Below are 26,323 nucleotides of genomic sequence, written 5' to 3'. Positions count from 1 at the left end.
TCGTTCATCGTCCAACGCCTGTCAGCTCGGCGCTCTTCCGCCACAGCTCCTCGGCGGCGTCGTCGTCCTGGGCGGCCCGGGACTCCTTGGCCACCCTGCTCTTGATGAAGTACCTGCCGCTCACGCCCTCCACCTCGGGCGAGGAGGCCAGGTACACCGACGTGCGGGCGCCGCCCTCGGCCGAGAGCATGAAGGGCGCGGCCAGCTTGATCAGGTGCTTCAGGATGCCCTCGGAGTTGAGGGCGAAGCCGGTGCGCACCACGCCCGGGTGCAGGCTGTTGGTGGTCACCTTCGTGCCTTCCAGCCGTCGCTTCAGGCCGCGCGTGAAGAGGATGTTGGCCAGCTTCGAGTTGCCGTACACCTTCATTCCGCTGTAGCCGCCCCGCTCGGCCTGCAAGTCGTCGAGGAAGTCGAGCGAGCCCATGCGGTGGCCCTCGGAGGAGACGTTCACCACGCGAGAGGTGCCGCTGGCCTCGAGCAGTTCCAGCAGTTGGTGGGTGAGCAGGAAGTGCGCGAGGTGATTGGTGGCGAAGGTGGCCTCGAAGCCGTCCGCGGTCACCTTGCGCCGGTCGATGATGAGGCCCGCGTTGTTGAGCAGCACATCCAGCCGCGAGTACTTGCGCTGGAAGTCCTCCGCGAGCTTGCGGACGGAGGCCAGCGAGGTGAGGTCCGCGAGCATCAGATCCAGCTTCGCGTCGGGGACCGTGCGGCGGATCTCCGCGAGCGCGGCCTCACCCCGGCCCGGATCCCGTCCCGCCAGGACCACCGTGGCCCCCTGGCCCGCGAGCCCCCGTGCGGACTCCAGCCCGATGCCCGAGGTGGCACCCGTGATGAGGCAGACCTTCTCTCGCATGTTTCCCGGTGTCATCCGCTACGTCCCTCCAAGGCTCCAGAAATGGAGGGCCTTCTATAATCCGCGGCTGCACCCGCGCGCATCCACCTCGGTGGTGGAGGGCCAGGGCAAGGCAAGTCACGCGGCGGCCCCCGCGCGGTCGCGGGGAGCCCGCCATGCCTCCCGCGCTACGAGCGGGCGACCTTCGTCACCGAGGTGCCGGAGATCCCGGTGTTGAATTGCTCGGCACTGCCCACCTTGAGCTGGTTGTGCACGTCCTTCACGCCGAGGACATCCTCGATGATGTCCTCGATGGTGCGCTTGTCGCGGCGATCCTCGACCAGGCCGGTCAGCGTGACTTCGCCGCTCTTCACCTGCACCTCCACGTGCTCGGCGTTCACCCACCCGTGCATGAGCCGGTCGTAGATGTCCTCGCGGATGCGGTCATCCGAGCGCGTGTAGGCCTTGGGCCCCTTGCCCAGCTTGCGCAGACCCTCGCGGAACCGGTCGCCGAGCCGCTCGATCGGGCCGCGCTCGTTGATGTCGCGGCGGCCGTAGAGGCCCTCGTTCCTGTCGCGCATCCCGTAATTCCCATTGTCCCGGTCGTACCCGAGGTCGCGTTCGGAGTACCCGCCTCCGAAGTTGCCCCGCGAGGTGGAGTAGCCCGAAGGGTTGTAGTGACCTTGGTTATAATCGCCCTGGTTGTAATTCCCCTGGTTGTAATTGCCCTGGCCGAAGTCACGGGAATAGCGGCTGGAGTCCTCGCGGGGACCCCGGCCGTAGTCCTCGAACCCGCGGTTGCCGACCGAGTACCCCTGGCCGCCCTGCCACGGACCGCGCTCCTGCCTCGGCCCAATGTCACTGCCCCGGAAGCCCTCGTCGGAGTCCCGCTCCCGGCCCGACCAGCGCTCCCGGTCTTCTCCCAGATACCGACGCGTCTCGTAGTCCCTGTTCGCCATGACGTGTGTCTCCTCGTGGTTGCGCGTACGTGTCACGTGACGGTGACGTTTCCGTTGCAGCTACCTCTCGGTGTCACGTGGGGCCCGCGATGCCCGGAGGCCTCGCGAGTCCAGGGCAAACTGGGCCCTCCTCGCCGGACGGCAATGGGTGGCCACGGGTGCCTCGGCAGGCCGGTCGCTCCACGGTCATCGGCCCACGGGGAGAACGGGCCCGGAGAATAAAATCAGGTGCTCACCCTCTCACGAGCGGGCAGCCTTCTCGTGGACGGAGTCCCTCACGAACCCTGGGGAGGAAGTCCGTGCCCTGGTACCCGCACTGGCCCAAGGCGTCCGCTGTGCTGCCCTGGTGATTAGAATTGGTAGCGCAAGTATTTCGCGCTGCTCGAAATCACGAAGCTTTCGCTCGACCTTCTGTTTGCCATTACGGCTCCCCACATGAAAGAGGGACCGAGCGCGATGCTCGGTCCCTCTTGGTTCAGCAGGTAGTTGTTACGGGGTGTAAGTGTAGCTGGTAACCCAGTCGATCAGCAGGTGTCCCGACTGAGCGTTTGAGCGGTCAGGCGCGACCTGAATTGTCCAGCGGTGGTTGGTGGTGGGGATGTCGTGCGTGACCGTCTTCACCAGAGTTCCGTCCACGTAGTACTTGACGCTCGTGGGAGTCCACTCGGTCGTGGCGACGTGCCAGTCCTCGAAGGTGGCGATGTTGGTCAGGCTGTCCGAGGAGCCGCAGTGCGGTACAGGGTCGCCGTCGTCGTCATCACAAGGGGTCGGGTGGTGGTAGATGTTGAAGTAGCCGTCGAGCGGTCCCTCAGGGAAGTCGATCTCCCCGTCCGGCCAGTAGTCAGACGCAGGCCAAACCATCATCGCCGTTCCGTTGCCCTCAGCGTCAACCGCCTTGAATCGGATCGAATAGCGCCCGTACAGGTGTCCCCATGCGCGGTTCGGAGGACCGAACACACCAGCAGCACCACGGTCACCATCGAGGTTGATGTCCATCATCCCGTCATGGGCGTTGATGAGCGCGCGAGGCCAGTAGATACCGGCGTCATCGTAGGGCTGCCACGAGTTCGCGTAGGTGCTCATGAACGAGCCGGTACCGGTTCCCGTTGACGCCGCGGTGTCAAAGTCCTGGACCATGTTCTGAGTCCAGCCGGGGAGATTACCGACAGGTGCCCTCGAAGTGGGCGGCGTGGTGGTTCCGCTCACGGTGAAGGACTTGTCCGGCATGTCCGGCCACGTGTTGTTGTACCCGACAAACAGAGCGTAGGTGTACGTTCCGGGCTTGACGGTCATCGTGCCGGTGAGCGCGAGCCCAGTTGTAGGGACAACCACGTTGATCTGCTTGGCGATGTCGTAGACCGTGCCGTCAGTGTGGGTGGCGAAGATCCCGACCTCCTGCACGGTGACCGAGCTGGAAGCCTTGATGTTGCCGTTCACGGTGACCGAGGTTCCGTTGACCGTGGCCGACAGGCTGTTTTCCGTGAAGGTCACAGAGGCCGGAGGGGGCGTGGCTTGGGGAACGGTGAAGGTCTTGTAGGGAGTCCCACCGAGGACGTACCAGACACCATCATTCAGGACACAGGGAGCGTACTGATACGTCCCGTTGGCGAACGTCTTGGACGCCGAGGTGTAGGAGGTTCCCCCCTGAGCTGCGGTGTTGACATAGACGTTCGTGCGCTTCGAGAAGTCCAGCGCTCCACCGCTGTAGGGGCTCACACAGACCTTGTACTCCTCGACCTGCTCGCGCGCGGACGCGGAGATGGAAGCGGTAGCCACGGCGGTGTTGCCCGTCACAGTGACGTCGGACGAGATAACGCTGAAGTTGACAACAGCTGCGCTGGCGCTGACGGGTCCAAAACCGAGAAGCACGACCACCGCTGTGGCTAGAGTCGTGAGTTGTCGTTTCATTTTTCTCCTAAAGGGTAATGAACGATGGAAATCAAGCTTACCAAGAAATTCCCTGTACTTCAATCCTTCTTCCTCTGGGACGGGCTCCGCGGCGATAGGCCGAGGAGTTGGACGTGGACGCAGAACAGGCTCGAGCAGTGCAGCGCCGCCACCGCGATCCCGAGGATGCTTGCGATGAGTGACTTCGTATGAAGCTCTCCAGGGGGCGAGAAGGTCGCCCGTACGTCCCGCCAGAAGGAGCGGGGCGGGTCCGGGGTCGGAGGTGCGGGTGGGGGAGGATGCCCGAGGGGCCATCTCCCCGGCATGCGCCTGACGCCCAGCCCTGTTGGCGAGCCCGCTACGGAGCACGCTGTATGGGCGGCGGAGCAGGCCGTGACACTCCTGACACAAACATCTTCAGGACGTGCCCTACCGACAAAAGAAGAGAGGCGTGTCCGGGCGCGCAGCGCGTAAAGGATCAATGTCCGCCAGCACCTGAATTCCAAAGAGGTACAAACCCAGGCGGGTAGACAACCCGATTGCCATCATCCTGAACAACAAAATACGAACCTGGATGACCCGAAGTATATGTTTGCCAGATGAAAATTCCCGCCCAAGGAACAACAGCATTCCCATCCAGCAGCATCGCCAGGCCCTGTGTGCTGGACCCAGATGTAATAGGAGGAGCAGGGGCCACTTGCGCGCGTGGGGCATGCCTCCACGCGCCAGGCGATCAGAGAGCTCCATCCCCAGGTGACGCCGGCCGCGTGAGCCTTCGCGCTGACGAGCGCGCACGCTCCTGACAAATTTGGTCACTCCGCTGGCCATATTCGTCACTTCACGGAGAGCAGGCAGGCAGGCCACCAGGAATTCCAGCGGCTTGGCTGTGTCCAACCGTTGGCATTCCAGGTGCTTGGAGCATCACGGCTGGTAGGAGACTATCGGCCCTCATCTCACCCTCAAGGAGAACCATGCTGCGCAACATGTCCCCGACTGTTTTCAACGGACTGGCCGCCGTCACCGTGGCGATTCCGATCCTGGCCTGGAGCTACGGCCTGCCGGTCCACAACGTCCGCTCGTCGGCCCTCGACTTCTTCTCCGAGCGCAACGCCCAGAACCAGCACATCGACTACACGGTGGGCTCGTCCTCCGTGACGTTCAGCTGGCAGGAGAACTCGTTGCACGGATTCGGCAACCTGAGCACGAAGGTCGGTACAAAGGACGGTACAGGCCACATGTTCGAACTCAAGTTGGTGCGCATCACCTCCAGCGACGCCAATACAGTCAATGGCGAGTGGGACGTGTTCAAGAATGGCGATCCCACGTGCGCCGGATGCAAGGGTTCTCTCTACGTGACCTCTCCGGGACAGGGCTACGAGTATCTCAAGGGCTACGTCGACAACGGCAAGGTAGGCTACTCCTTCTCCGGGCCTCTCGACGCCAAGACCCGCTACGACTACTGAGCGGGTCCGCGCCGGACAGGCCGCGGCGCTGGTTTCCACGAACTGGAACATCCGCCGCACAAGCCCCATCCACCGCGGCGGGCTCGATTCTCATGATGGCTCTCCCACGCGGTCGCCCGCGGCGACGAGGGCGATGTCTCCGGGCCAGATCGCGGCGAGGCGTTCCGCCGCCCTCCAGGCGCGGAGGCCGGAGCGGCAGACGAGCACGGCGCGCTGGCCGGGTTCGGGCAGGTCCATGCCAGGGCCGACCTGGGCCACGGTCAGGCGCCGCGCGGCGGGGTGGATCAGCGGGGCCTCCTCCGCCCCGCGCAGGTCGATGGTCAGGTCTCCTCGCTTGATCTCCGAGGGGGAGACGAAGCGCGGCGCATGCGCGGGCTCCTCCGCCCCGTCGAAGCGGAAGCCGCCCGCGCGGAAGGTCGCGGCGTCAAAGGTGACGAGCCGCCCGAGGACGCCCGTCTCCCCCGCCAGCAGCGCCAGCGCCATCTGCGCCTGCAGCGAACCAATCACGCCCACGACGGGGCCGAGAACGCCCGTTTCGGCACAGCTGCCCATCCGCCGCGGCAGGTCGGGGAAGACCGCGCGCAGACTCGGCGCGCCGCCGCAGAAGCCGCCCGCATGGCCCTCGCGCCCCGTGACGGAGGCGGAGAGGAACGGCAGGCCCCGCGCGAGGCACAGGTCCGAGAGGATGTAACTGACCGCGAAGCTGTCGGCGCAGTCGAGGATCAGCTCGCAGCCCTCGATGAGCGTGGGGGCGTTGGCGGGCTCCAGCGCGGCCATCACGGGCTCCACCACGCTCTCCGGGTTGAGCCCGGCGAGGTGGCGGGCACAAGCTTCGGCCTTGGGCTGGCCAAGGTCGCCCATGCGGAAGAGCGTCTGGCGGTGCAGGTTGCTCTCCTCCACCCGGTCGGGTTCGACGAGGCGGATGTGCCCCACCCCCGCTCCGACGAGGTATTGCAGCACCGGCGCGCCGAGGCCCCCCGCCCCCACGACGAGGAGCCGCGCCGCCTGGAGCCGCTGCTGAGCGCCCTCCCCCAGCACGGCGGTCTGGCGGGCATAGCGGCTCATCGCGTCACCTCGAGCCATTGGGCGATCCGCGCCTCGGGATGGGGGTTCAGCGAGATGTCGGTCACGACCGAGACGATGTCGGCCCCCGCCGCGAAGACGCCCGGGGCGCGGTCGGTGCGCATGCCGCCGATGGCGACGAGGGGAATGTCGCCGATCCGGCGCTTCCATTCCGTCACCCGCTCCAGCCCCTGCTGGTGCCACTTCATCTGCTTGAGAAGGGTGGGATAGACCGGACCCAGCGCGACGTAGTCGGGCGCGAGCGAGAGGGCGCGGTCGAGTTCGGCGGGGTCATGGGTGCTGATGCCGAGGCGCAGCCCCGCGCGGCGGATGGCGGGCAGGTCGGCGCCGTCCAGATCCTCCTGCCCCAGATGCAGCCAGTCGCAGCCCTCCTCGATGGCGAGCCGCCAGTGATCGTTGACCACCAGCACGGCGCCGGCCTCGCGACAGAGGTCGCGGGCGGCGGCGATCTGGCGGCGCAGGTCGTCCGGCGCGCGGTCCTTGAGACGGAGTTGGACGAGCTTCACGCCCAGGGGGAGCGCCCGGGGCAGCCAGGCCACGTCGTCGAAGATCGGGTAGAAGCGGTCGAGCGTCACAGGAAGGCCTTTCCAATCACGGGGGTGGAGGGGGCGGCCATGTCGCGCGGCGGCATCGGGTCGGCGCCACGGGCGAGGCGCCCGGCCTCCAGTGCCTTCGCGAAGCCCTCGGCCATCGCCGCGGGATCGCCCGCCTTGGCGACGGCGGTGTTCAGCAGCACCGCGTCGAAGCCCATCTCCATCGCCGCGGCCGCCTGGCTCGGCAGGCCCAGCCCCGCGTCGATCACCATCGGCACGTCCGGGAAGTGTGCGCGCAGGCTGCGCAGCCCATAGGGATTGAGCAGCCCCAGCCCCGTCCCGATCGGCGCGCCCCAGGGCATCAGTACCTCGCAGCCCGCCGCCAAGAGGCGATCGGCGAGCACCAGATCCTCCGTCATGTAGGGGAAGACCTTGAAGCCCTCGGCCACGAGGATCCGCGCCGCCTCGACCAGGCCGAAGGGATCGGGCTGGAGCGTGTCGGCGTTGCCGATCACCTCGAGCTTGATCCAGTCGGTCTCGAAGAGCTCGCGCGCCATCTGGGCCGTGGTGACCGCTTCGCGGGCGCTGTGGCAGCCAGCGGTGTTGGGGAGCACCCGCACGCCGAGCCCCGCGATCAGGCGCCAGAATGCCTGTCCCGCCCGCTCGCCCCCCGCCTCGCGGCGGACCGAGACGGTGGCGACGCCCGCGCCCGAACGGCGGAAGGACTCGGCCAGAACGGCGGGCGAGGGATATTGCGCGGTGCCGAGCATCAGGGGCGAGGCGACTTTGGTTCCGTAGAAGACGGGCATCGGCTCAGCCTCCCTGCCGGGGCGTCACGATCTCCACCCGGTCGCCCGCGGCGAGCCGCAACCCGTTGCGCGCGGCGGCGGGCACGAAGGCCTCGTTCACCGCGGTCGCGACCCTGGCATCGCCATGGCCCAGTTCAAGGAGGAGCGCGCCGAGTGTCTCGCTCGCCGTCTCGCGTGTCTCGCCGTTCACGGTGATCTTCATTGCAGGAGCTCCACGGGTTCGCCGGACAGAAGGTGGTCGGCCGCCATCCGCGCCAGGACCGGCGCCATCAGGTAGCCGTGGCGGTAGAGGCCGTTGAGGAAGAGCGTGCCGTCGCGCCAGAGGAGGCGCGGGACGTTGTCGGGGAAGGCGGGCCGCGCATCGGTGCCGATCTCGAGGATCTCGGCCTCGCCGAAGGCCGGGTGCAACGCATAGGCGGCGCTGAGGAGTTCCAGGACCGAGCGGACGCTCGCGCGCCCGCGCTCGGCGCTTTCGATCATCGTGGCGCCGAGCATGTAGACCCCACCGCCGCGGGGGACGAGGTAGACCGGGATGCGCGGGTGGAGGAGCCGGATCGGGCGCGAGAGGGCAAGGTCGGGCAGGCGCAGCACGAGCATCTCGCCCTTCACGCCGCGCAGCTCGGGGAGCGCGTCGCGCGCGGCGAGGCCCCGGCAGTCGATGCGCTGGCCCTCGGGCGCGGTCTCCACGAAGGCGACGCCGAGCGCCGCGGCACGGGCGCGCAGGGAGCAGAGGGCCACGCGCGGCGTCAGATGCGCCTCGGTCGGGAAGAAGAGCCCGCGAGGGAAGCGGCCGTCGAGATCGGGTTCGAGCGCGGCGAGCGCCTCGCCTCCCATCCACTGGTGCTCCCGCGTCCGGGCGGCGAAGCGGTCGAGCTCGGCCCGGTCGCGGCCCAGGGCGAGGACCAGCGTGCCGCGGCGGATGACCTCCACTCCCTGTGCCGCCCACCAGTCGGCGGCGGTCTGGCCGAGCCGGATCACCGGCTCTTCGGCCGTCTCGCCCTCGCAGAAGGGGGCGAGCATCCCACCCGCCCACCAGGAACAGGCATGAGGGCCCGGTTCGGGCCGGGGATCGACCAGCGTCACCCGCACGCCGCGGCTCGCGAGTTCGACGGCGGTGCACAGACCCATGACCCCGGCGCCGAGGATCGTGTACCGGGTGGTGGGCGTTCGCATCGCGCTTCCTCTCTTCGAACCGGCGGGGGTTCAGAGGAAGCGTCGGGGCCACGACCGAGAGATCGCGCGTGCCCGGGCTGCTCTCCGTTCCCTACGCCGGTCCTAGCCGGATCAGGTTCGATGGGTTGGCACCTGGCCTCTCAGCCCCCGGGAAGGGGCACCCCAACGGAATGACTCATGGCTAGCAGCCGGACGGCGCGACGGCAAGGAGACTCGCGAGCCATGAGCGCCGTGGCAAGCCGGGTCTATGTATGCGGCCGGTGTCCTTCCTCTCGATGAATGGCGAGCATGCACGACGAGTCCCCGTCGGGCACCACTACCCTCGTGGGAGCGATCCGGCGCCCGGGCCCACGGACACCATCGAAGGTGTGCCCACCTGTGCGATCAACTCGGCCAGTTCCCTATCCCGGCGATGGTAGCCCCGCTGCAGGAGGAGCTTCCGGGCGGCACCCAGTTCCGAGCGTGCCTGCGCGAGCTTCTCCATCGCCAGGAACAAGCGGCACCTCTCGAGACGCAAATCCACCTGGAACAGCCGTGCTCCCGCCCCGGTGCAGATGAAGAGCGCCTCATCGAGGTCTCTCCACGCCAGCTCGAACGAGCCCCGCAGCCGGTGGACCGCGGCCCGGCTGGTCAAGGCGGGGGTTATCAGCACCGGCGTCCCTACCTTGCGCATCAGCAGGATGCCTTCGCTCAGGAACTCCAGCGCCAGGCCGAGAGACTCCGGAGCCTCCTCGCGCCGCCGCAGGTGGGCTCTGCCCAGGCACAACTGGAGCATGCCCATGAGCTGCCGGCTGCCTGACGACCGCGCCCATTCCACATAGGGACCGAGCCGGCGGAACACCTCCTGGGAGCGGCCCTGATCCAGCAGCAGATCGCAATACTCGAGGTCGTCGAAGAAAAACTTCAGCCAGTCCTCGCCCCGTGGCAGGGAGGCGGCGTGGAGGAAGAACTCCTCGGCCTCCGCCGAGCGGCCACACTGAGTGAGCGCCCAGGCGAGGTTGGCGAACTGGCTGCTGCGTTGCCAGGCAACCCCCGTCTCTCGCGACAATCCGACGGCGCGCTCGCCGTACTGGACGGCCCGTTCCAGCTCGCCGAGGAAGACGTACACCAGGCACAGATCGCCGAAGATATAGGCGGCCTGGTGGGGATGATCGTGCAGCCGCGGGTTGTCCAGCGCGCCCAACAGGGGCTCGACGGCCTCGGGCATGCGGCCCAGGTACATGAGGAGTTCCGCGGCGTTCCAATGCATCTTGAGATTGAGTTCATCGGGGAAGACCGCGACCGGCGTCCTCCAGGGGGGCTCGAAGAAGTGGGCGAGCGCCGCCAGGAACTCCGAGGCCCGGTCGAAGCCCCCCATCCACAGCATGGAGAGGTCCGTTCCGCGCACGAGCCGCTTGATGAACAACTGCTCGAAGACCTCCTCATGGCGGCCCGCCCGGCATCCGTGGGCGATCGCGAGTTGGAGCGGGCCGCGTGCCTCGGAGGTGGGAGACAAAGACCGGGCCTGAGAGGCGAAGTACTCGTAGAGTCGGTCGTTTCCCTGCTTCCAGGCCTCCGGGAGGCGTGCCTTGAGTTGATGGCCGAAGTAGGCGCGAACCAACGGGTGGGTATCGAGCATGTCCAGGTTCGGCGCGCTCGCCTTCGCCAGCAACTGGGCCTGGCGCAGGTGGGACAACACCCGCTGCCACGCGGGCTCGCTCAGCCCGACCAGCGGTGCGGTCAGCCCCGGAATGGCCGGTGGCGCGAGCAAGGCGTCCATCCACTCCGATTCGACGGGGCGGTCGAACAGTCCGAGCATCCGGAGGACCGCGAGCTCTGGCCGCTCCTCTCCGAACCAGGTCTCGTAGGACTGGAGCATCGCCTCGGCTTGCTGTCCCTCCTCGAGGCTCTCCTCGAAGATGTGGAGTTCGCTCCGGGTGCGGATGTCTCCGTTGCAGGCATTGCTCAGGTAGGTCCCCAGCAGGTTGAGGGCCAGGCCGTGCCCGCCGAACTCGCGTGAGGCCTGTTGCAACTCCTCTTGAGAGCCACTCACCCCCAGGCTCCGGAGCAACTCCGCCCCCGCCACCTCCGAGACTCCCTCCAGCTCGATGACGGGTGCGGTGGTGTTGCGGAAGTGATTGATGTCGGTGACGCGAACGCGCGAGGTGATGACGCACAACCCGGGGTTGAAGAAGGCCAGCTCGCGAACGAGGACCGCCAGCCCGGGATCCTTGAGCCGACCCCAGGTGGGTCCCGGCTGGGCCTGCAGCGGCTCCAGCCCGTCCAGGATGAGCAGCATCCGCTCTTGCTGGATGTACCTGGCCAGCCGCTCACCGCGCTCCCAGACCGCGCCCTGGGTCGGAGCGGGGTCGCCCATCCGCTTGAGCGCCTCGGACAGGAAGTCATGGGCCAGGGCCGTCGTGTCCCGCTGGCCCTCGCTGAAGAAGGACCAGCCATAGACCCGGTGCGCCCCGCGGTAATGGTTCATCGCCAGCTTTCCCAGCCATTGATTCACCAGACTGGACTTACCCACTCCGCCCCAGGCCACCAGGCTGATGACGTGGGTGTCCGGATCGGCCCACGCACCATCGAGCAGCGCCAGCTCCCGCTCGCGGCCAAACAGATACTCCCCGGAGAGGGGCAGCCTGGAGATGGAGACATCGACCGGCCGCGAAAAGTACGGCGCGGGAACGACGTCCTGGACCGACCTGCTCGTGAGCAGGCGAAGCTCCTTGGCCAGGGAGGCGAGCTCCGCATCGAAGGCATGCCTGCTCTGCTCCGACAGGGCTCGAGCCCCCCTGGGGCGAAGCTGCAACCGCTGAAGCCACTCGGCGGCTTCCCAGTCACAGGGCGAGAGTAGCAGGGGAATGAGGTGAAGCCCGCTGTCCGCCCGGCGCTGGAGGAGCCGGGGCACTTCTTCCTCGAGGATGAACCTCGAACTCAGGAAGTGGGCCGAGATCAGCAGCACCGCCGCGCCAGCATCGCTGATCGCCTGCTCGAGTTCCGCCCGCCAGTCAGCACCTGTCTCGATGAGGGAGTCGTCCCAGGCCACCAGGGACTCGTGGAGGACGGTCAGATGGGTCGAGACACGCTCCTTCCACGCCTCGTCCTCGTGGCTGTAGCTGATGAAGACGGTGGGCCTGCGCATGGGAATATTCAGTGTCGCCTCGCGGGCTCGGGGAAGTGCATCGAAGGCCCTCCCTGGATGGTGTGGACATCTTCGAGCTGTGAGTGAACCGGGCGGGAGGAGGCCACACGGGGCGAGGTGGCGAGAGCCTGGCCTGCCTTCCCGGGTACTGACAGGGCGGAGCTGGCGGTGCCGATTTCAGGAGGAGCACTGGAATAGGAACTCGTGCGATTTTAGGGATTCAAGAATTCAAGGAATTCGTGTATTCAGACCTCTCGTCTTGAACGAGAGGCCTTGATGACCGCCGCCAAGCCGTTCCGCCTTACCCTTCTCTTGTTGCTGGGGCTCGTGTGCTGGGGAGAACCCGCCTCCGCGGCCCTTCCCTACCCGACCCGGAGCGCGTACCGCATCAAGGGTCTCCAGCCCGACTTCTGGCCCAACCCAGACGAGGTGGTGGGCAACAACACGGGCGGCGTGGCGATGAACCTGACCTGGCTCACCTGGGAGCCGAGTCCGAAGGCCGCCCCATGCGCCTCGAGCGAGGTGCAGTACGACGGCCGGTGCTTCGTGGTGGACGCGGCGGTGGATGCCGCCATCCGGACCTGGACGGCGCGCGGACTGGTGGTGACGGCGGTGGTGTACGGCGTGCCGGCGTGGGCTCGCGCGGGCCGGGTGTGCACGCCCGCCGCGGCGGGCTTCGAGATCTTCTGCGCGCCCAACAACGCGGCGGACTACGGGCGGTTCGCGGGCATGCTCGCCTGGCTCTACAACGGGGAGAACGGCCACGGCCGCATCGCGGACTTCGTCATCCACAACGAGGTGAACTCGAATGTCTGGTTCGACGTGGGCTGCGGACAAGGCGCGGGAGCGTGCAATGCCCAGACGTGGATGGACACCTACGCCGCCAACTACAACGCGGCCTATGATCGGGTGATCGCCGCCCAGCCCGCCGCCAAGGTGCTCATCTCGCTCGAGCACCACTTCGGCCCCGAGTTCGACCAGCCCGGCGCGGCCGAGCCGCTGCTGTCGGGCATGACGTTCCTGAGCGGCTTCGCGGCGCGGGTGGGCTCGCGCGCCTGGCGCGTGGCCTACCACCCCTATCCGCCCGATCTCACCCGCCCCCAGTTCTCCGCGGATGACTATCCGCGGGTAACGTACGGCAACCTCGGGGTCCTCGCGGGCTGGCTGCGCAAGACGTTCCCGAACGTGCCCTCGGCCTGGGAGCTCCAGCTCACCGAGAGCGGCGTCAATTCCCAGTCCCCCCACTCCTCGGAGGCGGCGCAGAGCAGCGGCGTGTGTGACTCCTTCCGCGCCGTGCTGGGGACGCCTGGCGTGGAGAGCTACATCTACCATCGGATGTCGGATCACCCGGTCGAGACCGCGCAGGGGCTGGGCGTCGGGCTGCGCCGCACGGACGGCAGCGCCAAGCCGGCGTGGAGCACCTGGGCGCTGGCCAACCGGAACGATCTCTCTCCGCCCCGGCTGTCCTGTGGCTTCGAGCACCTGCCCTACACGCGCCTGCAACGGGGCTACCTCCAGAGCCGGGGCCACTGGGCCACCTCGCGCCTGTTGCCCCCGGGCTTCGCCGCCGAGTCCTCGTGGCACCTGTGGCGCGATCCCCAGCCGGGCACGCGCATGCTCTACGAGTGCCGCGTGGGCAATCACAACCTGCTGTCGCCAGATGTGAACTGCGAGGGACTCCAGCCGCTCGGCCCCGTGGGCTACATCCACACGGCCCAAGTCCCGGGCAGCGTTCCGCTCTACCGCTGCCGCATCGGCTCCACCGGACAGGATCACTTCATCTCCCCCGCTTCCTCCTGCGAGGGACAGATCCGCGAGCAGCTCCTGGGCTACGCCCTGCCGTAACGGAGAAGCCCGTCTCGGATTGACAAGCAGGGGATGGACAGCTACTGGAATGCATGGCCAAATATTCCTGGTTGTCCAATCTGGCAGCGGTGTCTGTCTTCGCCTTCGGAGTGACGGCGCGGGCGGGCGTGGTGCTGAATGAGCCGTTCACGGACGGAAGCCGCTCGAACACCAGCGGAGGCGACACCCAGGGGGGCGTCTGGTATTACGACAGTACCACCCCGGAACTCTCGGTCGTGAATGACGCCGGAGGCCTTGGATCCGGGAACGCGCTCCGGCTGGCGCCGACCTCCGGATTCCACAAGCTGCTGACCTTCTTCTCTCCGCAGACGCTGGCGGTGGCGGGCGACACGATCACCGTCACGTTCGACTACCGCTTCCCGGTGGCTCCCGGGAGTTCTGGCGGAGGCCTGCGCGTGGGGCTGCTCTCCTCGGGCGGGACGCGCCAGACAGCGGACGGCGGCTCCCGCTCGGACGACAAGAATTACGGCTTCAGCACGAACGCTGGCGGCAACAGTGGCACCGGGACAGGGGTCGCCTACGAGGGCGCCGGGGATGATGTCCTCGGCGGAAGCGGCGCGGGCGCCCGCATTGGCTTCGGGACAGCGGGGGACTCCGTCGCGAGCGGGACGAAGAAGCACTCGGCGTTCCTCCAGGTCACGCGACTGACCACGGGAGCGCTCCTGGTCCAGGCGCGGCTCGACAACCTGGGCCTCGCCAGTGGAGTGCATGCGGCGCCGGTGCTCACCTATGTCTTCGATGGGTTCGCCCTCGGCTTTGGTGGCACCGACTACTACCCCACGCTCCTCCTGGACAACGTGGTGGTGACGACCAGCAGGCAGAACCTGCTCGACATCACGGCGACGCAGGCAAATGCCTCGGAGGTGGGATTGTCGCCCGGCGTCCTGACGGTGACCCGCACGGACACGAGCACCGCCTCGAGCGTTCCCTATACGGTGAGCGGCACGGCGACCGGCGGCGGTGACTACCAGCCATTGAGCGGCACGGTGAGCTTCGCGGCGGGGGTGGGCTCCGCCACCCTGACCGTGACGCCGCTGGAGGACTGGATCGCCGAGGGCAACGAGACGGTGAACGTCACCCTGGGACAGGTCCCGGGCGCGATCCTTCAAACCCGCTCGGCCACGGTGACCCTCGCGGACAACACCGCCGTGACGCTGCCCAGTGATGCGCTCTTCTTCTCGAAGCTGGATCTCGGCCGGCCGGGGCTGGACGCGGTGCGGACGGCGGTGAGGGCGGGCAACTACACGGCGGCGCGCGCCTCGCTGGCGGCCTACTTCCGCGCGCGGACGACCCCCATCTTCCCACTCTCGAACCTCACCCCCAACACCACGCAGATCAACGACGCGCTGGCGCACCGCTACACCGTGGTGGGGACGACCTACGACTTCGAACCGGAGCCGGTGACGGCGATCAACTGGTCCTACAATCCCACCAGCCCGGTGAACAACGAGTGGCCGTGGCAGCTCAACCGGCATGCCTGGTGGGATGATCTGGCGCAGGCCTACAAGAACAATCCCTCGGCCAACGAGGCCTACCTGAAGGAGCTGCTCTTCGAGCTGAAGGATTGGATCACGCACAGCCCCGCGCCAGCCACCTCCTCCAATGGGCAGGCCGGGTCGCGCTGGCGCACCATCGAGGTGGGGATCCGGCTGGGTGGAGTGTGGCCGAGCGCTTTCTTCCGCGTCCTCAACGCGCCGGCCCTCACGGACGAGCTGCTGATCCTGTGGCTGAAGTCGTTCTACATGCAGGCCAGACACCTGCAGGCCTACACGGCGGGCGCGGGAAACTGGGTGGCCATCGAGCAGCATGGGCTCTTCACGATGGGGACGATCTTCCCGGAGTTCAGCGAGGCGGAGACCTGGCGGACGCTGGCGATCTCCCGGGTGGAGACGATGCTGACGAACGACGTCTTCCCCGATGGCGCGGAAGTGGAGCTGACACCGGGCTACCACAATGGGGTCATCGCCGATGTGGAGGGAATCAAGTCGTTGGCCGTGCTGAACTCGGTCCCGACCTCGCCCGTCTTCGACGCCAGGCTGGAGGGAATGTACGCGTACCTGATGTGGCTGTCGGAGCCGAACCGCGGCGTGCCGGTGCTCAATGACTCCTGGCCGCTCACCGTGACGGGCCGGCTGGCCAACGGCTACGCCAGCTTCCCGGCACGCACGGACTTCCGCTGGATGGCGACCAACGGCACCGCGGGAGTGATGCCGGCGCACACGTCCCACCTCTTCACCAACGCGGGGCAGGCGGTCATGCGCTCCGGTTGGGGCCCGAGCGACTCCTGGGCCCTCCTGGAGGCCGGCCCCTACGGTTCCGGGCACCAGAACGAGGACAAGCTGGGCCTGAGCGTCGACGGCTACGGGCAGCGGCACATCCTGGATACCGGGACGTATGACTATGATGCCTCCCCCTACCGCGCCTATTCACTCTCCTCGTTCGCGCAGAGCCAGCCCATCATCGATGGACTGAACCAGAACCGCGCGGCGCAGAACGCCACCGAGGATCGCATCGCGGCGCCGGTCGTCTGGCGCACCTCCGCGCTCTACGACTACGCGGCGGGCTCCTACGGTGCCGAGGCCCCGGAGGGCTGGGGCCCCAACCGGCTGAAGCCCGCGGTGACCACCCGCCACGTCTTCTTCGTGAAGCCGGACGGGTGGGTAGTGATTGACGACTTCAGGGTCCTGGATGGCGGCGCCCACACCTACACGGGACTCTTCCATCTCAATGACGATACGGCGGTCGTGGACGCGGCCACCCAGCGGCTCACCGTACAGATCAACGCGGGCGAGGTGGATCCCTTCACGAGGGCCGTCTCGACGACGACCCGGCCCTCGCTCACGATCACGCCGCTGCGGAACTCGGGGCAAACCCTCTCCGTCGTCAAGGGACAGGAGACCCCCACGATCTCCGGCTGGCGCTTCGAGAAGGACACGACCTGGAAGAAGTGGCCGATCCCCACCGCGCGGTTCGATCTCACCACGACGGGAGATGCGCGCATGGCGTACGTGCTGGCCGCGGCGCCAGCGTCGAGCGCGCCGCGCCTGCCCACCATCACCCGGGCGGCCACGTCGGCGGGGACCTACGGAGTGACCGTGAGCTTCGGCACGCCGGGGGATGAGCGGACCTTCCTGGTCGGGCTCAATGGGGCCAGACCGAGCTGGAACGGCGTGACCTTCGCGTCCCCCGCCGCGATCATCTCCTCCTCGGGTGCCTACACCTGGTAGGACGCCGCTGCGCGGAGGCATCGACCATTACTCCCGCGCGGTGCGGAGGAGTTGTCAGGAACGAATTCGGGCCGCGTCTTTCCTCGCTGAAAGGAGCGGTGACCATGACCCCGGTGACGAAGCAGAGCCCGATGAACCTCGAGTCCCACGACAACACTGACACTGGCATCGACGCGCTCTCGCGTACCGGTCTGGATTCCGCTCTGGACCTCCTGCTCGGCGGCCTGGTGTCGCTGGACGACCCACTCCCCGGATCCTGAACCCTCCGCGTCCTCGTCTCACGACGAGGCACGGGACTCAAGGGGCCGGGATCCCGAAAGGGACCGGCCTCTTGCTTTTCCGGGTCCAACCCTCGCAGCACAAGCTCCTGGATGCGATTGGATTGTTCATCGTCGCAACAGTGCTCCATGCCGGAGTAGCCCAACCTGGTAGAGGCCCCAGATCGAGAGTCTGGTGGTTGCGGGTTCGAATCCCGCCTCCGGCACTCGCAGTCCAAACACACGCCGCGGTAGCCCAATGGGTAGAGGCACTGCGTTCAGAACGCAGAAGGTGCGGGTTCGAATCCCGCCCGCGGCACTCCACGACACGTCCATCCGCTGTCGGCTGCAAGCAGAAGGGGCTGGCGGCTTTGACAGGTTCCGCTCGGCCTCCTTATCGTCCCAGGATGCGGAACAAGTTCCGGCGTGCCATCACCGCCACGCTCTCGGCGTGCACCCTGTTGGGGGTGCTGTTGGTGATGAACTTCGCGTCCATCTTCCTGTGGTCGGTCACCCCCAGGACGCCCTTCAACGAGGCGCATCCCCCCGCGCCGCCCGATTACACCCTGCCCTCCGCCTGGAGCGCGCTTCCCGAACTCCATGACCTCGCGGACACGGTGCTCCCGTCGAGCCCGGGCATCGAGCAATCCCAGGCCCCCGTGGATGTCTTCTACATCCATCCCACCACGTATGTCGGTGGCGAGTGGAATGGCCCTGTCGATGATGTCGCCCTCAACACGGCGACCGATCGGGTGGCGACACTCATTCAAGCAAGCGCCTTCAACGCCTGTTGCGCCATCTACGCGCCTCGCTACCGGCAGGCGAACCTGACCGCCTTCACCAGGCGGAGCGACGAGGGACAGGCCGCGGTGGACCTCGCCTACCAGGACGTCGCCGCGGCGTTCCGCTACTGGCGGGAGCGATACAATCACGGACGGCCCTTCATCCTCGCGGCACACAGCCAGGGAACCGTCCATGCCAGACGCCTCCTGCGTGAGGCCGTGAGCGGGACGCCACTCCGACACCAGCTCGTCGCCGCGTATCTCATTGGGATTCCGCTGCCGGAGGGTGCACTCCGGCGGAGTCTTCCCGACATTCCCTTCTGCGCGTCACCCGAGCAGACCGGATGTCTCATCAGCTGGAACGCACGCAGTGCCGGCTATACGGAGCGGATCCAGGTACGGGATTCCGTCACGGACACGGCGTCCACGGGGGACCCCTCCCTCTGCGTGAATCCCCTGACCTGGCGGCACGACACGGAACCGGCCCCACGGGAGCGAAATGAAGGAGCCGTGTTCCTCGAGACAACCCCACCCCAGGAGATGCCAGGTCTCACCGGTGCGCACTGCAAGGAAGGGAAGCTGGAGGTCCTCGTCGGCGGAGACCTGCCACGGGACTTCATGAGCCGGCTGCTCGACCACGTGCTGGGCAAGGGCAACCACCATCCCGTGGAGTTCCAGCTCTTCTACATGAACATCCGCCGCAATGCCTCCGAGCGGGTGGCGGCGTTCCAGCGCATGGGCGCCACCACGAACAAACGGAGTGACCCATAGAGCTGACATCTTTCCCGGCCTTTACCGGGGACACCTTTCCCAGGGCCCCAGCGAGGCGGCGAGGCCTCGCTGGGGCACCCCCCCGGAGATTCGGTGGACGCAATCGGCGGGGTCAGCGCACCTCGAATTCGTAGATGCGCGTCGCCGGGTCGCCGTTCTGGGTCGGGGTGGTCACGTTGAACTTGATGTAGCGCGCCGAGGTGGCGCTGATCGAGTGGGTCGAGGTGCTGGCGGTGTTGTTGGTCACCGTCACCGGGGTGCTCCAGCTGGTGCCGTTGCTGGAGGTCTGGATGGTGAAGGCCTTGGTGTTCCAGGTGCTCGATTCGCCGCCCGCGCCGGCATGCTTGACCACGAAGCTGCGGACCGTCTGTACCGAGCCGAGATCGACCTGAAGCCAGGACGGAGAGGTCAACGAGCAGAACTTGTCAGTGCCGCCGCCGGAGACGCTACCGTTGACCGCCTTGGCCGGCGTTTCGCTGCTGTTGCAGGCGCTGGAGCCGGTCGCCGGTTTGTTGAGCGCCAGGTTGACGTAGCCGGCGCCGACCGAGACGGTCTGGCTCTTGGTGTGGCTGGCCCCGCCGTTGTCGGTCACGGTCAGGCTGACGTCGTAGTTGCCGGCGCTGGCGTAGACACGGCTGGGGTTGGTCGCGGTCGAGCCGCTGCCGTCACCGAAATTCCAACTGCGCGAGGCGATGCTGCCGTCGCTGTCGCTGGAGGAGTCGCTGAAGGTCGCGGTCAAGCCGCTCACGTTGACGCCGAAATTGGCCACCGGCGGGGTGTTGCCGCTGACCGCGGTGTTGATCGCCGCCGCGTACTGCGCGGTCGTGCCCTGCGACCAGCATTTCTGGATATCGTCATACAGCCACATGAAGCCGCCGCCGATGCCGGCGGAGGCCTTCCAGTTGCTCATCTTGCTCTGCACCGTGGCCGGACTGTCGCCGCTGCCGCAGCCGGTGCCGTGGCGCGACCACAGGCCCGGGTCGACGGTCATGCCCATCGCGGTGTTCCAGCTCGCCGGATTGTTGCCGGCGCCTCCGTCGTACACCTGCAGGTAGATGTTGTCGACCGCGCTGCCGAGGTTGTCCTTGAGGCTCTTCCAGAAGCTCTGATTGGTGTAGGGCGCGAAGGTGATCTTGTAGCCCAGGCCAATCAGCATCTGTCCGAACTGGGTGGTCGGGGCGAGGTCGTAGGCGCTCTCGTCGTCGAAGTTGACCGCATCGGCACCGGTGGCGGCCTTCAGCGCCTGGAAGTTGCGGTACAGGATGCTGTTGCTGCCGGTACCGCAGACGAGGGTGCTGCCGCAGCCAGCGGCGGTGCCGTTGACCAGCCGCGCCATGCGCTCGAAATCGGGAACGCTCCAGGCGCCGGTCGACACCTCGATGCGCTTGACCGAGGTTGGCGCGGTCTTGAGCGTGGCCAGCCGCGCCGGCCAGGCCGGGTCGCCAATGTAGGCGCCGTTCTTCACCACCGGGATGTCGTTGTAGACTAGGTCGCCGTTGTCCTCGATGTGGAAGCTCCACAACATCACGGTGGTGAAGCCCGAGCCGCGCAGGTCGTCCATCACCGCGGTGCCGCCGGAATAGAACGGGCCACCGCCGTAGATCATCGAATCGGCATGGGCCGCCGGCGCGATGCCGGCCAGGGTGAGGGCGGCGAGCGTCGGCCAAGCTCGGCGGGCGGGATGGAGGCGGGACGAGAGTTGCTTCGACTTCGACATGGTGTGCTCCCCTGCAATGATGGGATATCCCCTGCTGGAGCTAATTCTCCAGCATGAACTCGCGAAGGAACTGCGTGACGAGCTCCGGCTTCTCCAGGGTGACCGAATGGTCGGCATCGGGGATGCGCCGGAAGGTGAGGTCGTGCACGTACTCCTCCAATCCCACCTGGCCAGACGGCAAGAGATAGGGGTCCATCTCGCCGTGGATGAAGAGCACGGGCAGGTACACCTGAAGCTGCTGCGGATACAGCCCGTCCAACAGGTTGCTGCCACCCAGGCTCCCCTGGCCATCGGGAGGACCGATCCGCGCCGCCCGGTAGTAGTTGAGCCCGCCGGTGATGGCGCCCGGCTGCTTCCAGGCGGTGATCATCTCGGCCTCGTCCTCGGCGGAGATCTGGGCACCCAGCTGCCGGGCGGCATCGATCATCCCCTGCCTCCCGAAGGCGTAGTCATCGGCCATGATGAAGGGCTCGGCCTCGGGCGAGCGGAAGAGCAGCATGTACTGGCTGGCCTGCTGCTGAGCGGCGTCCTCGCGCAGGTCCCGATTGAAGAGGGCGGGGTGCGTGATGTTGATGGTGACGAACCGGCGCACGTACTCGGGATGGCGCAGCACGAAGCTCCAGCCCACCAGCGCGCCCCAGTCCTGCGAGACCAGGGTGAACCGCTTGATCTTCAGGTGGTCCGCCAGCGCGCGGATGTCCGCCACCAACTTCTCGATGTGGTACTGCTCCACGTCGGCCGGCTTCGAGCTCAGGTTGTAGCCACGCATGTCCGGGGCGATGACCCAATGGTCCCTGCCCATCTCCTCGAGCGGCTTCTTCCAGACGCCCCAATACTCGGGGAAGCCATGGAGGAAGATGATGGGTTCACCGGCACCCTGCGTCACGTAGTGCATGCGGATGCCGTTGATGTCCGCGTACTGGTGCTCCAAGAGAAGACCCTCTTGGGCCTGTTCTGGATCGAGGGAGCGGCCAGCTTCAGGCCCTTGCTCCCGCGGAGCCTCCGCGAACGCGGGCGTGGTACACACGAGCCATACGGCGACCAGACCCAACCTTCTCAAGTCCATGAACATCTCCTCGGGTGGACACACCGCGGGGAACTCCAGCCCGACGGTGACTGGAGTGGTCACCGCGCTCGCACCTGACATCGAGCAGAAGATACGCTTAAATCAAGAATAGCTGAAAATCCAGCGAAACCTACATTCCGTTTAAGACCTCACTGGCGCATGGAGCATGGAAACCGCAGGGTTCCACCCTCTTCCCACGCCCTGTCGTGGGTTCGGACACTCCAGCGGATCGCCGCGAGCTGAACCACACGGCTTTCATCTTCTTGGAAATCGAAAGCGGTGCCCCGTGCGACGCGGCTCGAGGCCTCGTCGAGCGGGGCAGCGCCCTCCACGAGGGCTCGGCGCTTCGGTGCCGCGCCCGAGGGCTCCATGATGAACGCGACGCGGCGGTTCTCACGCCGCTCCTCGGGAGTGCCGATTTCCCGAACGGGGCGGTCGAGCCCGTAGCCCTTCGCGACCAGCCGGGAGCCCGCCTCCGTGGACAGGAGGGGTCCGGTCGTCCTCTTCAACACGCACACCCGGGACCCCGGCGGCACGTCTTGCTACACGAGATGCAGGAATCCCCACACGGACACCCTCGCGTGCAGACCTTGCAACAACCGAGAGAGGGCGGAGAGGCGGGCTCTTCCGGCGGAGCGTCCCACGTCCGGGAGGGCTCTCGCGTGAGGTCCACATCCGGCATCGCCGCTGTTGGAGCGGATGTGGACTCCGCTGGCTCACGCTTCGTGGGCACCACGTCCGGACTCACCTTCGCCGTCCGCTTCTTCTTCTTGCCCGGGACGGGAGCCGGCAGTTCCGGAGCCGGGGTGGGTTGTACCTGCATCACGGGGGAGGCAGGGGGCGGAGTCGTCGGCGCCCGGGTGCCCGGTGCGGTGCACATCGCGCAGGAACCGATCAACACCAGACCCAGCAACACGGAACCACAACCACTGCCCGAGGCTTTCTTGGGGGTCGATGCGGAGGCCATGCCCCGAGCCTAACCCGCCACCAGACCAGCCTCCACGCCACACCCCTCCTCCTTCCGTGGTATTGACAGGAACAGACCAGGAGAACGCACTTCCTTGCGAGCCGCGCAAGGATTTCGAGAGGAATTCGACCTCCGTGGGTGCTCGACACGTGTGTCCGGGTTGGGATTGACTCGTCAGCGAATATTGACCCTCCCTCGTGAAGGGGGTCGCGCGCCCCACACACCGAGCGATTCCAAGGGCTTCCACCGCGAAAGCACCTCTCCGAAGCCTGAAAGCAGTATTGGCACCCTTCTCGCACGTGGGCGAATGCGCATCCCGCCGCTGAAACGGGTACCGCGAAGGCCGCACCATCCGGGAATCGTCGTTCAACTTGTGAGCCATTTAGTCTTCGAGGGAATCATGCGAACTCTCCAACTCTCCATCGCGATCGGTCTTCTGACGGGGGCCCTCGGCTGCGGCAACGCGGCGGAACCCTACCGCGAGACGAAAACAACCCAGTCCATCGCGAGGCTGGTGACGGCCGACGAGCTGGCCATCCGCCAGGCCATCGAGGACTACGCGAACGGGTTCATCCAAGAGGACATGCAGATGTTGTTGGGTCTCTGGGACACCGTGAATCCCAGCAGCGTGACGTATGTCGCGGCGGAGCTGGACCAGCCCATCGTCGGGGTCACCAATCTGGCCCCCTATTACCAGAGCTTCCTGGACACGCTCATCATCAAGAGCGGAGACATCAGCAATCTGCAGATCTTCCAGACGGGAGACACGGCCTACGCCTTCTGCAACTACACCTGGGTCTATGAGAACAAGCCGGCGAGCGCGGAGCTCGTGCAGCCCACTCGCGCGACCTTCGTCCTGGTCAAGCGCAATGGGCATTGGCTCTATCAACACTTTCACGAGTCCATCTCGTTCGAGTATGAGCCGCCCACCTCGCTGAGGTAGAGCTTCGTCCAGGCGGTCCCCGTTGCATCCCGCCGTGCGGCGGGGACCCGGCTTCCCTGTGGGCGAGGGGCACAGCGGAAGCGACGCACGTACAATCCGAGCTGAACCGAGCGTCCGCGGTGGTCAAGGGCGGGCAGGTTCTGCTCAGAATACGAAATGCCTGAAACGACCCAAATCGACCTCGGTGGCGTCTGGTCGCTCGATGCCGAAGGCCAGCGACCGGCGCTCAAGATCACCCTACCGGGCGACGTCCATTCCGCCTTGCAGGAACAGGGCATCATACCCGATCCCTACTTCGGCAAGAACGAAGCCGAGGTGCAATGGGTGGCGCACGAGGATTGGAGACTCTCGCGCAGCTTCCGGCTGGACGCTTCCGATTTGGATGGACGCTGGTATCTCGACCTGGATTTCGTCGACACGGTCGCGACCGTCCGCGTCAATGGCGAGCGGGTGCTGGAGGCCGACAACTGCTTCCGCCGCTATCGGCCCGACGTGTCGAGATTCCTCGTCGCGGGAGAGAACACGATCGAGGTGCTCCTGCACTCCCCAGTCGAGGCCGGCAAGGCGGTCCATGCTCGGCAACCCTTCGAGGTGCCGTGGACCAGGAACTCGCCGATTCCATACGGAAACATGTTGCGCAAGCCACAATGCCACTTCGGCTGGGACTGGAACATCGCGCTCGCGCCGCTCGGCCTCTACGGCACGGTCAAGCTGTGCAAGCTGGACCCGGCACGCATCGAACATCTCACGGTCAAGCAGCGCCATCTGACGAACGGCTCGGTCGAACTCGATGTCGTCCTGACCCTCTTCGCCGTAGACCCTTGCGTGCTGCCAGTCGAGTTCGAATTCGACGGCGAGACGGTGCGGCTCGATTGCGGAGCGAATGCCGGCGAGACGGTGCTCCACCAGCGCTTCGTCATCGAGCAGCCACGCCTCTGGTGGCCCGCTGGCAGCGGCAAGCAGGAGCTCTACGCACTCAAGGTCACGCTCCCTGGAGAGACCGTCACCCGCCAGGTCGGCCTCCGCACGATCGAACTCATCACCGACAAGGACGAGGCAGGCTCCCGCTTCGCCTTCAAGGTCAACGGCCGCGAGATCTTCTGCAAGGGCGCGAACTGGATTCCGGCCGACGCGCTCTTCTCCAAGACGAGCCCCGAGAAGACCGAGGCGCTCTTGCGGTCGGCGGTCGACGCGAACATGAACATGATCCGCGTCTGGGGCGGCGGCTTCTACGAGCACGACGGGTTCTACGACACCTGCGACCGGTTGGGCCTGTTGGTCTGGCAGGACTTCATGTTCGCCTGCAATCTCTATCCCTCGACACCCGAATTCCTCGACAATGTCGCGGCCGAGGTGGACTACCAGGTGCGGCGTCTCTCGCATCACGCCTCGATCGCGCTCTGGTGCGGCGACAATGAACTCGTGGGCGCACTCACCTGGTTCGAGGTCTCCCAGAAGAACCGCGATCGCTACCTCGTCTCCTATGATCGGCTGAACCGGACGATCGAGGCCGCCGCCAAGAAGGCCAATCCGGAGCTCATCTGGTGGCCGTCGAGCCCGTCTTCCGGCTATCTCGATTTCGGCGATGCCTGGCATGCCGACGGCTCCGGCGACATGCATTTCTGGTCGGTCTGGCACGAGAACAAGTCGTTCGACCATTACCGCACGGTCAAGCCGCGTTTCTGCTCGGAATTCGGCTTCCAATCCTATACGTCGAACCTGCTGATCAGACGGTTCGCCGACAAGAAGGACATCAACATCGCGTCTCCGGTGATGGAGGTGCACCAGAAGAATCCTGGCGGCAACGAGCGCATCGCGGGCACCATGTTCCGCTATTTCCGCTTTCCAAATAATTTCCATAACTTTGTCTATCTCTCGCAAATCCAGCAGGGACTGGCGATCAAGACCGCCGTCGAGTTCTGGCGGTCGCTGAAGCCCCATTGCATGGGCACGCTCATCTGGCAGCTCAACGACACCTGGCCGGTGGCCTCTTGGGCGAGCCTGGATCACGGCGGCAACTGGAAGGCCATGCATTATCAGGCGCGGCGCTTCTTCGCGCCCGTCAGCCTCTTCGCGATCCCGTCAGCGGACGGCAAGGTGATCGACATGGCCATGGTCAATGACACCCCCCACCCCACCGAGGTTTCGGCCGAGTTCTTCACCGTCTCGATGGATGGCCAACGCTCGCCGCTAACCACCGCGCGTGGCACCTGCCGGCCGGATGCCGCCTCCACGCTGATTTCGCTACCAGCCGGCAGCGTGCCCGAGGGGCGTCTGCTCGCGTGGTCCTATTCCGCTTCGGACGGTTCGTCGGGAAGGGGGCACCACGTCAACGGCACCTACAAGCAGCTCGAACTGGAGCCGCCGGGGCTTGCTGCCCGCACGGTCCGGAGAGCCGACGGCAGCTACGAGATCACGCTTTCGTCCAAGGGACTGGCACTCTTCGTGATGCTCGAGGCCGATATCGGGGGCCGGTTCTCCGACAATGCCTTCGATCTCACCGCGGGCGAAAGCCAGACCATTCTCTTCACACCGGCAGAACAGGGGGCAGAAGCGGAATTCACCATGCGCGACCTCTATTCCTGCCAGGCGGTCGACTGAAAATGGGCCTGATCCGTTTTAGTGGACGTACCTCACAAGTCGGCCACATGGGAGGGAGTGTCCATGGAGAGAAGGAAGAGGCGCAGTTCCACCCCGGAGTGCAGGGCCGATGTGGTCTGGTTGGTGCGCGAGGGGAGCAAGCGCCTGCCCCAACAAGGCGGATAGAGCCCTGAGCGAGGTGGTGAAGCAGGTGCACCAGGGCAGTCGCCGCACATACGGCAGCGCTCGCGTGCACGCGGAGCTGCGTGCCCGCGGACCTG

General features: G+C 66.5%; 18 protein-coding genes, 2 tRNA genes, 1 pseudogene and 1 riboswitch. Of the genes and pseudogenes, 10 read left to right on the top strand and 11 right to left on the bottom strand.

Annotated features, from left to right (window positions below):
• Nucleotides 1-4: 4 nt before the first annotated feature.
• The 3 genes from D187_RS17210 to D187_RS17200 form a co-directional block, all read right to left on the bottom strand.
• Entirely contained in the window at nt 5-853 is an 849-nt protein-coding gene (locus tag D187_RS17210; protein ID WP_081713740.1) for an SDR family oxidoreductase, read from the bottom strand.
• A gap of 167 nt (nt 854-1,020) precedes the next feature.
• Nucleotides 1,021-1,791: a BON domain-containing protein gene (locus D187_RS17205; RefSeq protein ID WP_002628649.1), complete on the bottom strand. Its 771-nt coding sequence runs from the start codon at nt 1,789-1,791 to the stop codon at nt 1,021-1,023.
• 489 nt (nt 1,792-2,280) lie between these two features.
• A complete protein-coding gene (locus D187_RS17200; protein WP_162159647.1) occupies nt 2,281-3,699 on the bottom strand; it encodes a glycoside hydrolase family 16 protein in 1,419 nt (472 codons plus the stop codon).
• 950 nt (nt 3,700-4,649) lie between these two features.
• Here D187_RS17200 and D187_RS17190 point away from each other — a divergent pair.
• Nucleotides 4,650-5,141, top strand: coding sequence for a hypothetical protein (locus D187_RS17190; RefSeq protein WP_002628647.1), 492 nt, complete (start codon nt 4,650-4,652; stop codon nt 5,139-5,141).
• Between the two features lie 90 nt (nt 5,142-5,231).
• Here D187_RS17190 and D187_RS17185 read toward each other — a convergent pair whose 3' ends face one another.
• The 6 genes from D187_RS17185 to D187_RS50005 all read right to left on the bottom strand — a co-directional run bounded on the left by D187_RS17185 (nt 5,232) and on the right by D187_RS50005 (nt 11,866).
• Nucleotides 5,232-6,206: a HesA/MoeB/ThiF family protein gene (locus D187_RS17185; protein WP_002628646.1), complete on the bottom strand. Its 975-nt coding sequence runs from the start codon at nt 6,204-6,206 to the stop codon at nt 5,232-5,234.
• Nucleotides 6,203-6,799 carry a thiamine phosphate synthase gene (locus tag D187_RS17180; RefSeq protein ID WP_002628645.1) on the bottom strand — a complete coding sequence of 199 codons (597 nt, stop codon included), beginning with the start codon at nt 6,797-6,799 and terminating at the stop codon, nt 6,203-6,205. Before D187_RS17180 ends, D187_RS17185 begins: the two co-directional genes overlap by 4 nt.
• The gene (locus D187_RS17175) at nt 6,796-7,566 is read right to left on the bottom strand and encodes a thiazole synthase (protein ID WP_002628644.1); all 771 of its coding nucleotides are present in this window, start codon (nt 7,564-7,566) and stop codon (nt 6,796-6,798) included. The genes D187_RS17180 and D187_RS17175 overlap by 4 nt, the downstream gene beginning before the upstream one ends.
• 4 nt (nt 7,567-7,570) lie before the next feature.
• Entirely contained in the window at nt 7,571-7,768 is a 198-nt protein-coding gene (gene thiS, locus D187_RS17170; protein ID WP_002628643.1) for a sulfur carrier protein ThiS, read from the bottom strand.
• The gene (locus D187_RS17165; RefSeq protein WP_002628642.1) at nt 7,765-8,739 is read right to left on the bottom strand and encodes an FAD-dependent oxidoreductase; all 975 of its coding nucleotides are present in this window, start codon (nt 8,737-8,739) and stop codon (nt 7,765-7,767) included. The genes thiS and D187_RS17165 overlap by 4 nt, the downstream gene beginning before the upstream one ends.
• Before the next feature lie 71 nt (nt 8,740-8,810).
• Nucleotides 8,811-8,914, bottom strand: a riboswitch (TPP riboswitch).
• A gap of 141 nt (nt 8,915-9,055) precedes the next feature.
• Complete coding sequence (locus D187_RS50005; protein ID WP_002628641.1) at nt 9,056-11,866, bottom strand: TIR domain-containing protein; 2,811 nt, start codon at nt 11,864-11,866, stop codon at nt 9,056-9,058.
• A gap of 276 nt (nt 11,867-12,142) precedes the next feature.
• Between D187_RS50005 and D187_RS17155 the strand changes: the two genes are divergently transcribed.
• From D187_RS17155 to D187_RS17135, 6 genes are all read left to right on the top strand, one after another.
• Nucleotides 12,143-13,711, top strand: coding sequence for a DUF5722 domain-containing protein (locus tag D187_RS17155; RefSeq protein WP_002628640.1), 1,569 nt, complete (start codon nt 12,143-12,145; stop codon nt 13,709-13,711).
• A 53-nt stretch (nt 13,712-13,764) separates the two neighbouring features.
• A complete protein-coding gene (locus D187_RS17150; RefSeq protein ID WP_002628639.1) occupies nt 13,765-16,959 on the top strand; it encodes a heparinase II/III family protein in 3,195 nt (1,064 codons plus the stop codon).
• 104 nt (nt 16,960-17,063) lie between these two features.
• Nucleotides 17,064-17,219, top strand: a complete 156-nt coding sequence (locus tag D187_RS55195) for a hypothetical protein (RefSeq protein WP_002628638.1) — start codon at nt 17,064-17,066, stop codon at nt 17,217-17,219.
• 149 nt (nt 17,220-17,368) lie between these two features.
• Nucleotides 17,369-17,443, top strand: a tRNA-Leu gene (locus D187_RS17145).
• A gap of 18 nt (nt 17,444-17,461) precedes the next feature.
• Nucleotides 17,462-17,535: transfer RNA gene (locus D187_RS17140), tRNA-Leu, on the top strand.
• Nucleotides 17,536-17,623: 88 nt separating this feature from the next.
• On the top strand, nt 17,624-18,769 hold the full coding sequence (locus D187_RS17135; RefSeq protein WP_002628637.1) for a DUF3089 domain-containing protein: 1,146 nt from the start codon (nt 17,624-17,626) through the stop codon (nt 18,767-18,769).
• 112 nt (nt 18,770-18,881) lie between these two features.
• On the opposite strand, the gene D187_RS17130 is transcribed toward D187_RS17135, so the two are convergent.
• Both D187_RS17130 and D187_RS17125 read right to left on the bottom strand, forming a co-directional pair.
• Complete coding sequence (locus D187_RS17130; protein ID WP_002628636.1) at nt 18,882-20,486, bottom strand: discoidin domain-containing protein; 1,605 nt, start codon at nt 20,484-20,486, stop codon at nt 18,882-18,884.
• 40 nt (nt 20,487-20,526) lie between these two features.
• Nucleotides 20,527-21,615 (bottom strand): alpha/beta fold hydrolase, encoded by a 1,089-nt coding sequence (locus tag D187_RS17125; RefSeq protein ID WP_245591743.1) that lies wholly within the window; start codon nt 21,613-21,615, stop codon nt 20,527-20,529.
• Nucleotides 21,616-22,919: 1,304 nt separating this feature from the next.
• On the opposite strand from D187_RS17125, the gene D187_RS17110 reads away from it, so the two are divergent.
• The 3 genes and pseudogenes from D187_RS17110 to D187_RS59550 all read left to right on the top strand — a co-directional run.
• The gene (locus D187_RS17110; RefSeq protein ID WP_002628633.1) at nt 22,920-23,462 is read left to right on the top strand and encodes a YybH family protein; all 543 of its coding nucleotides are present in this window, start codon (nt 22,920-22,922) and stop codon (nt 23,460-23,462) included.
• Between the two features lie 156 nt (nt 23,463-23,618).
• Nucleotides 23,619-26,063: a beta-mannosidase gene (locus D187_RS17105; RefSeq protein WP_002628632.1), complete on the top strand. Its 2,445-nt coding sequence runs from the start codon at nt 23,619-23,621 to the stop codon at nt 26,061-26,063.
• 121 nt (nt 26,064-26,184) lie between these two features.
• Nucleotides 26,185-26,319, top strand: a pseudogene (locus D187_RS59550) (IS3 family transposase); the annotation flags it as partial.
• Nucleotides 26,320-26,323: the final 4 nt, after the last annotated feature.

The organism is Cystobacter fuscus DSM 2262 (assembly GCF_000335475.2).
Lineage (GTDB): Bacteria > Myxococcota > Myxococcia > Myxococcales > Myxococcaceae > Cystobacter > Cystobacter fuscus.
The sequence above is the reverse complement of the archived record's forward strand: the minus strand, read 5'-3'. Positions and strand labels throughout refer to the sequence as shown.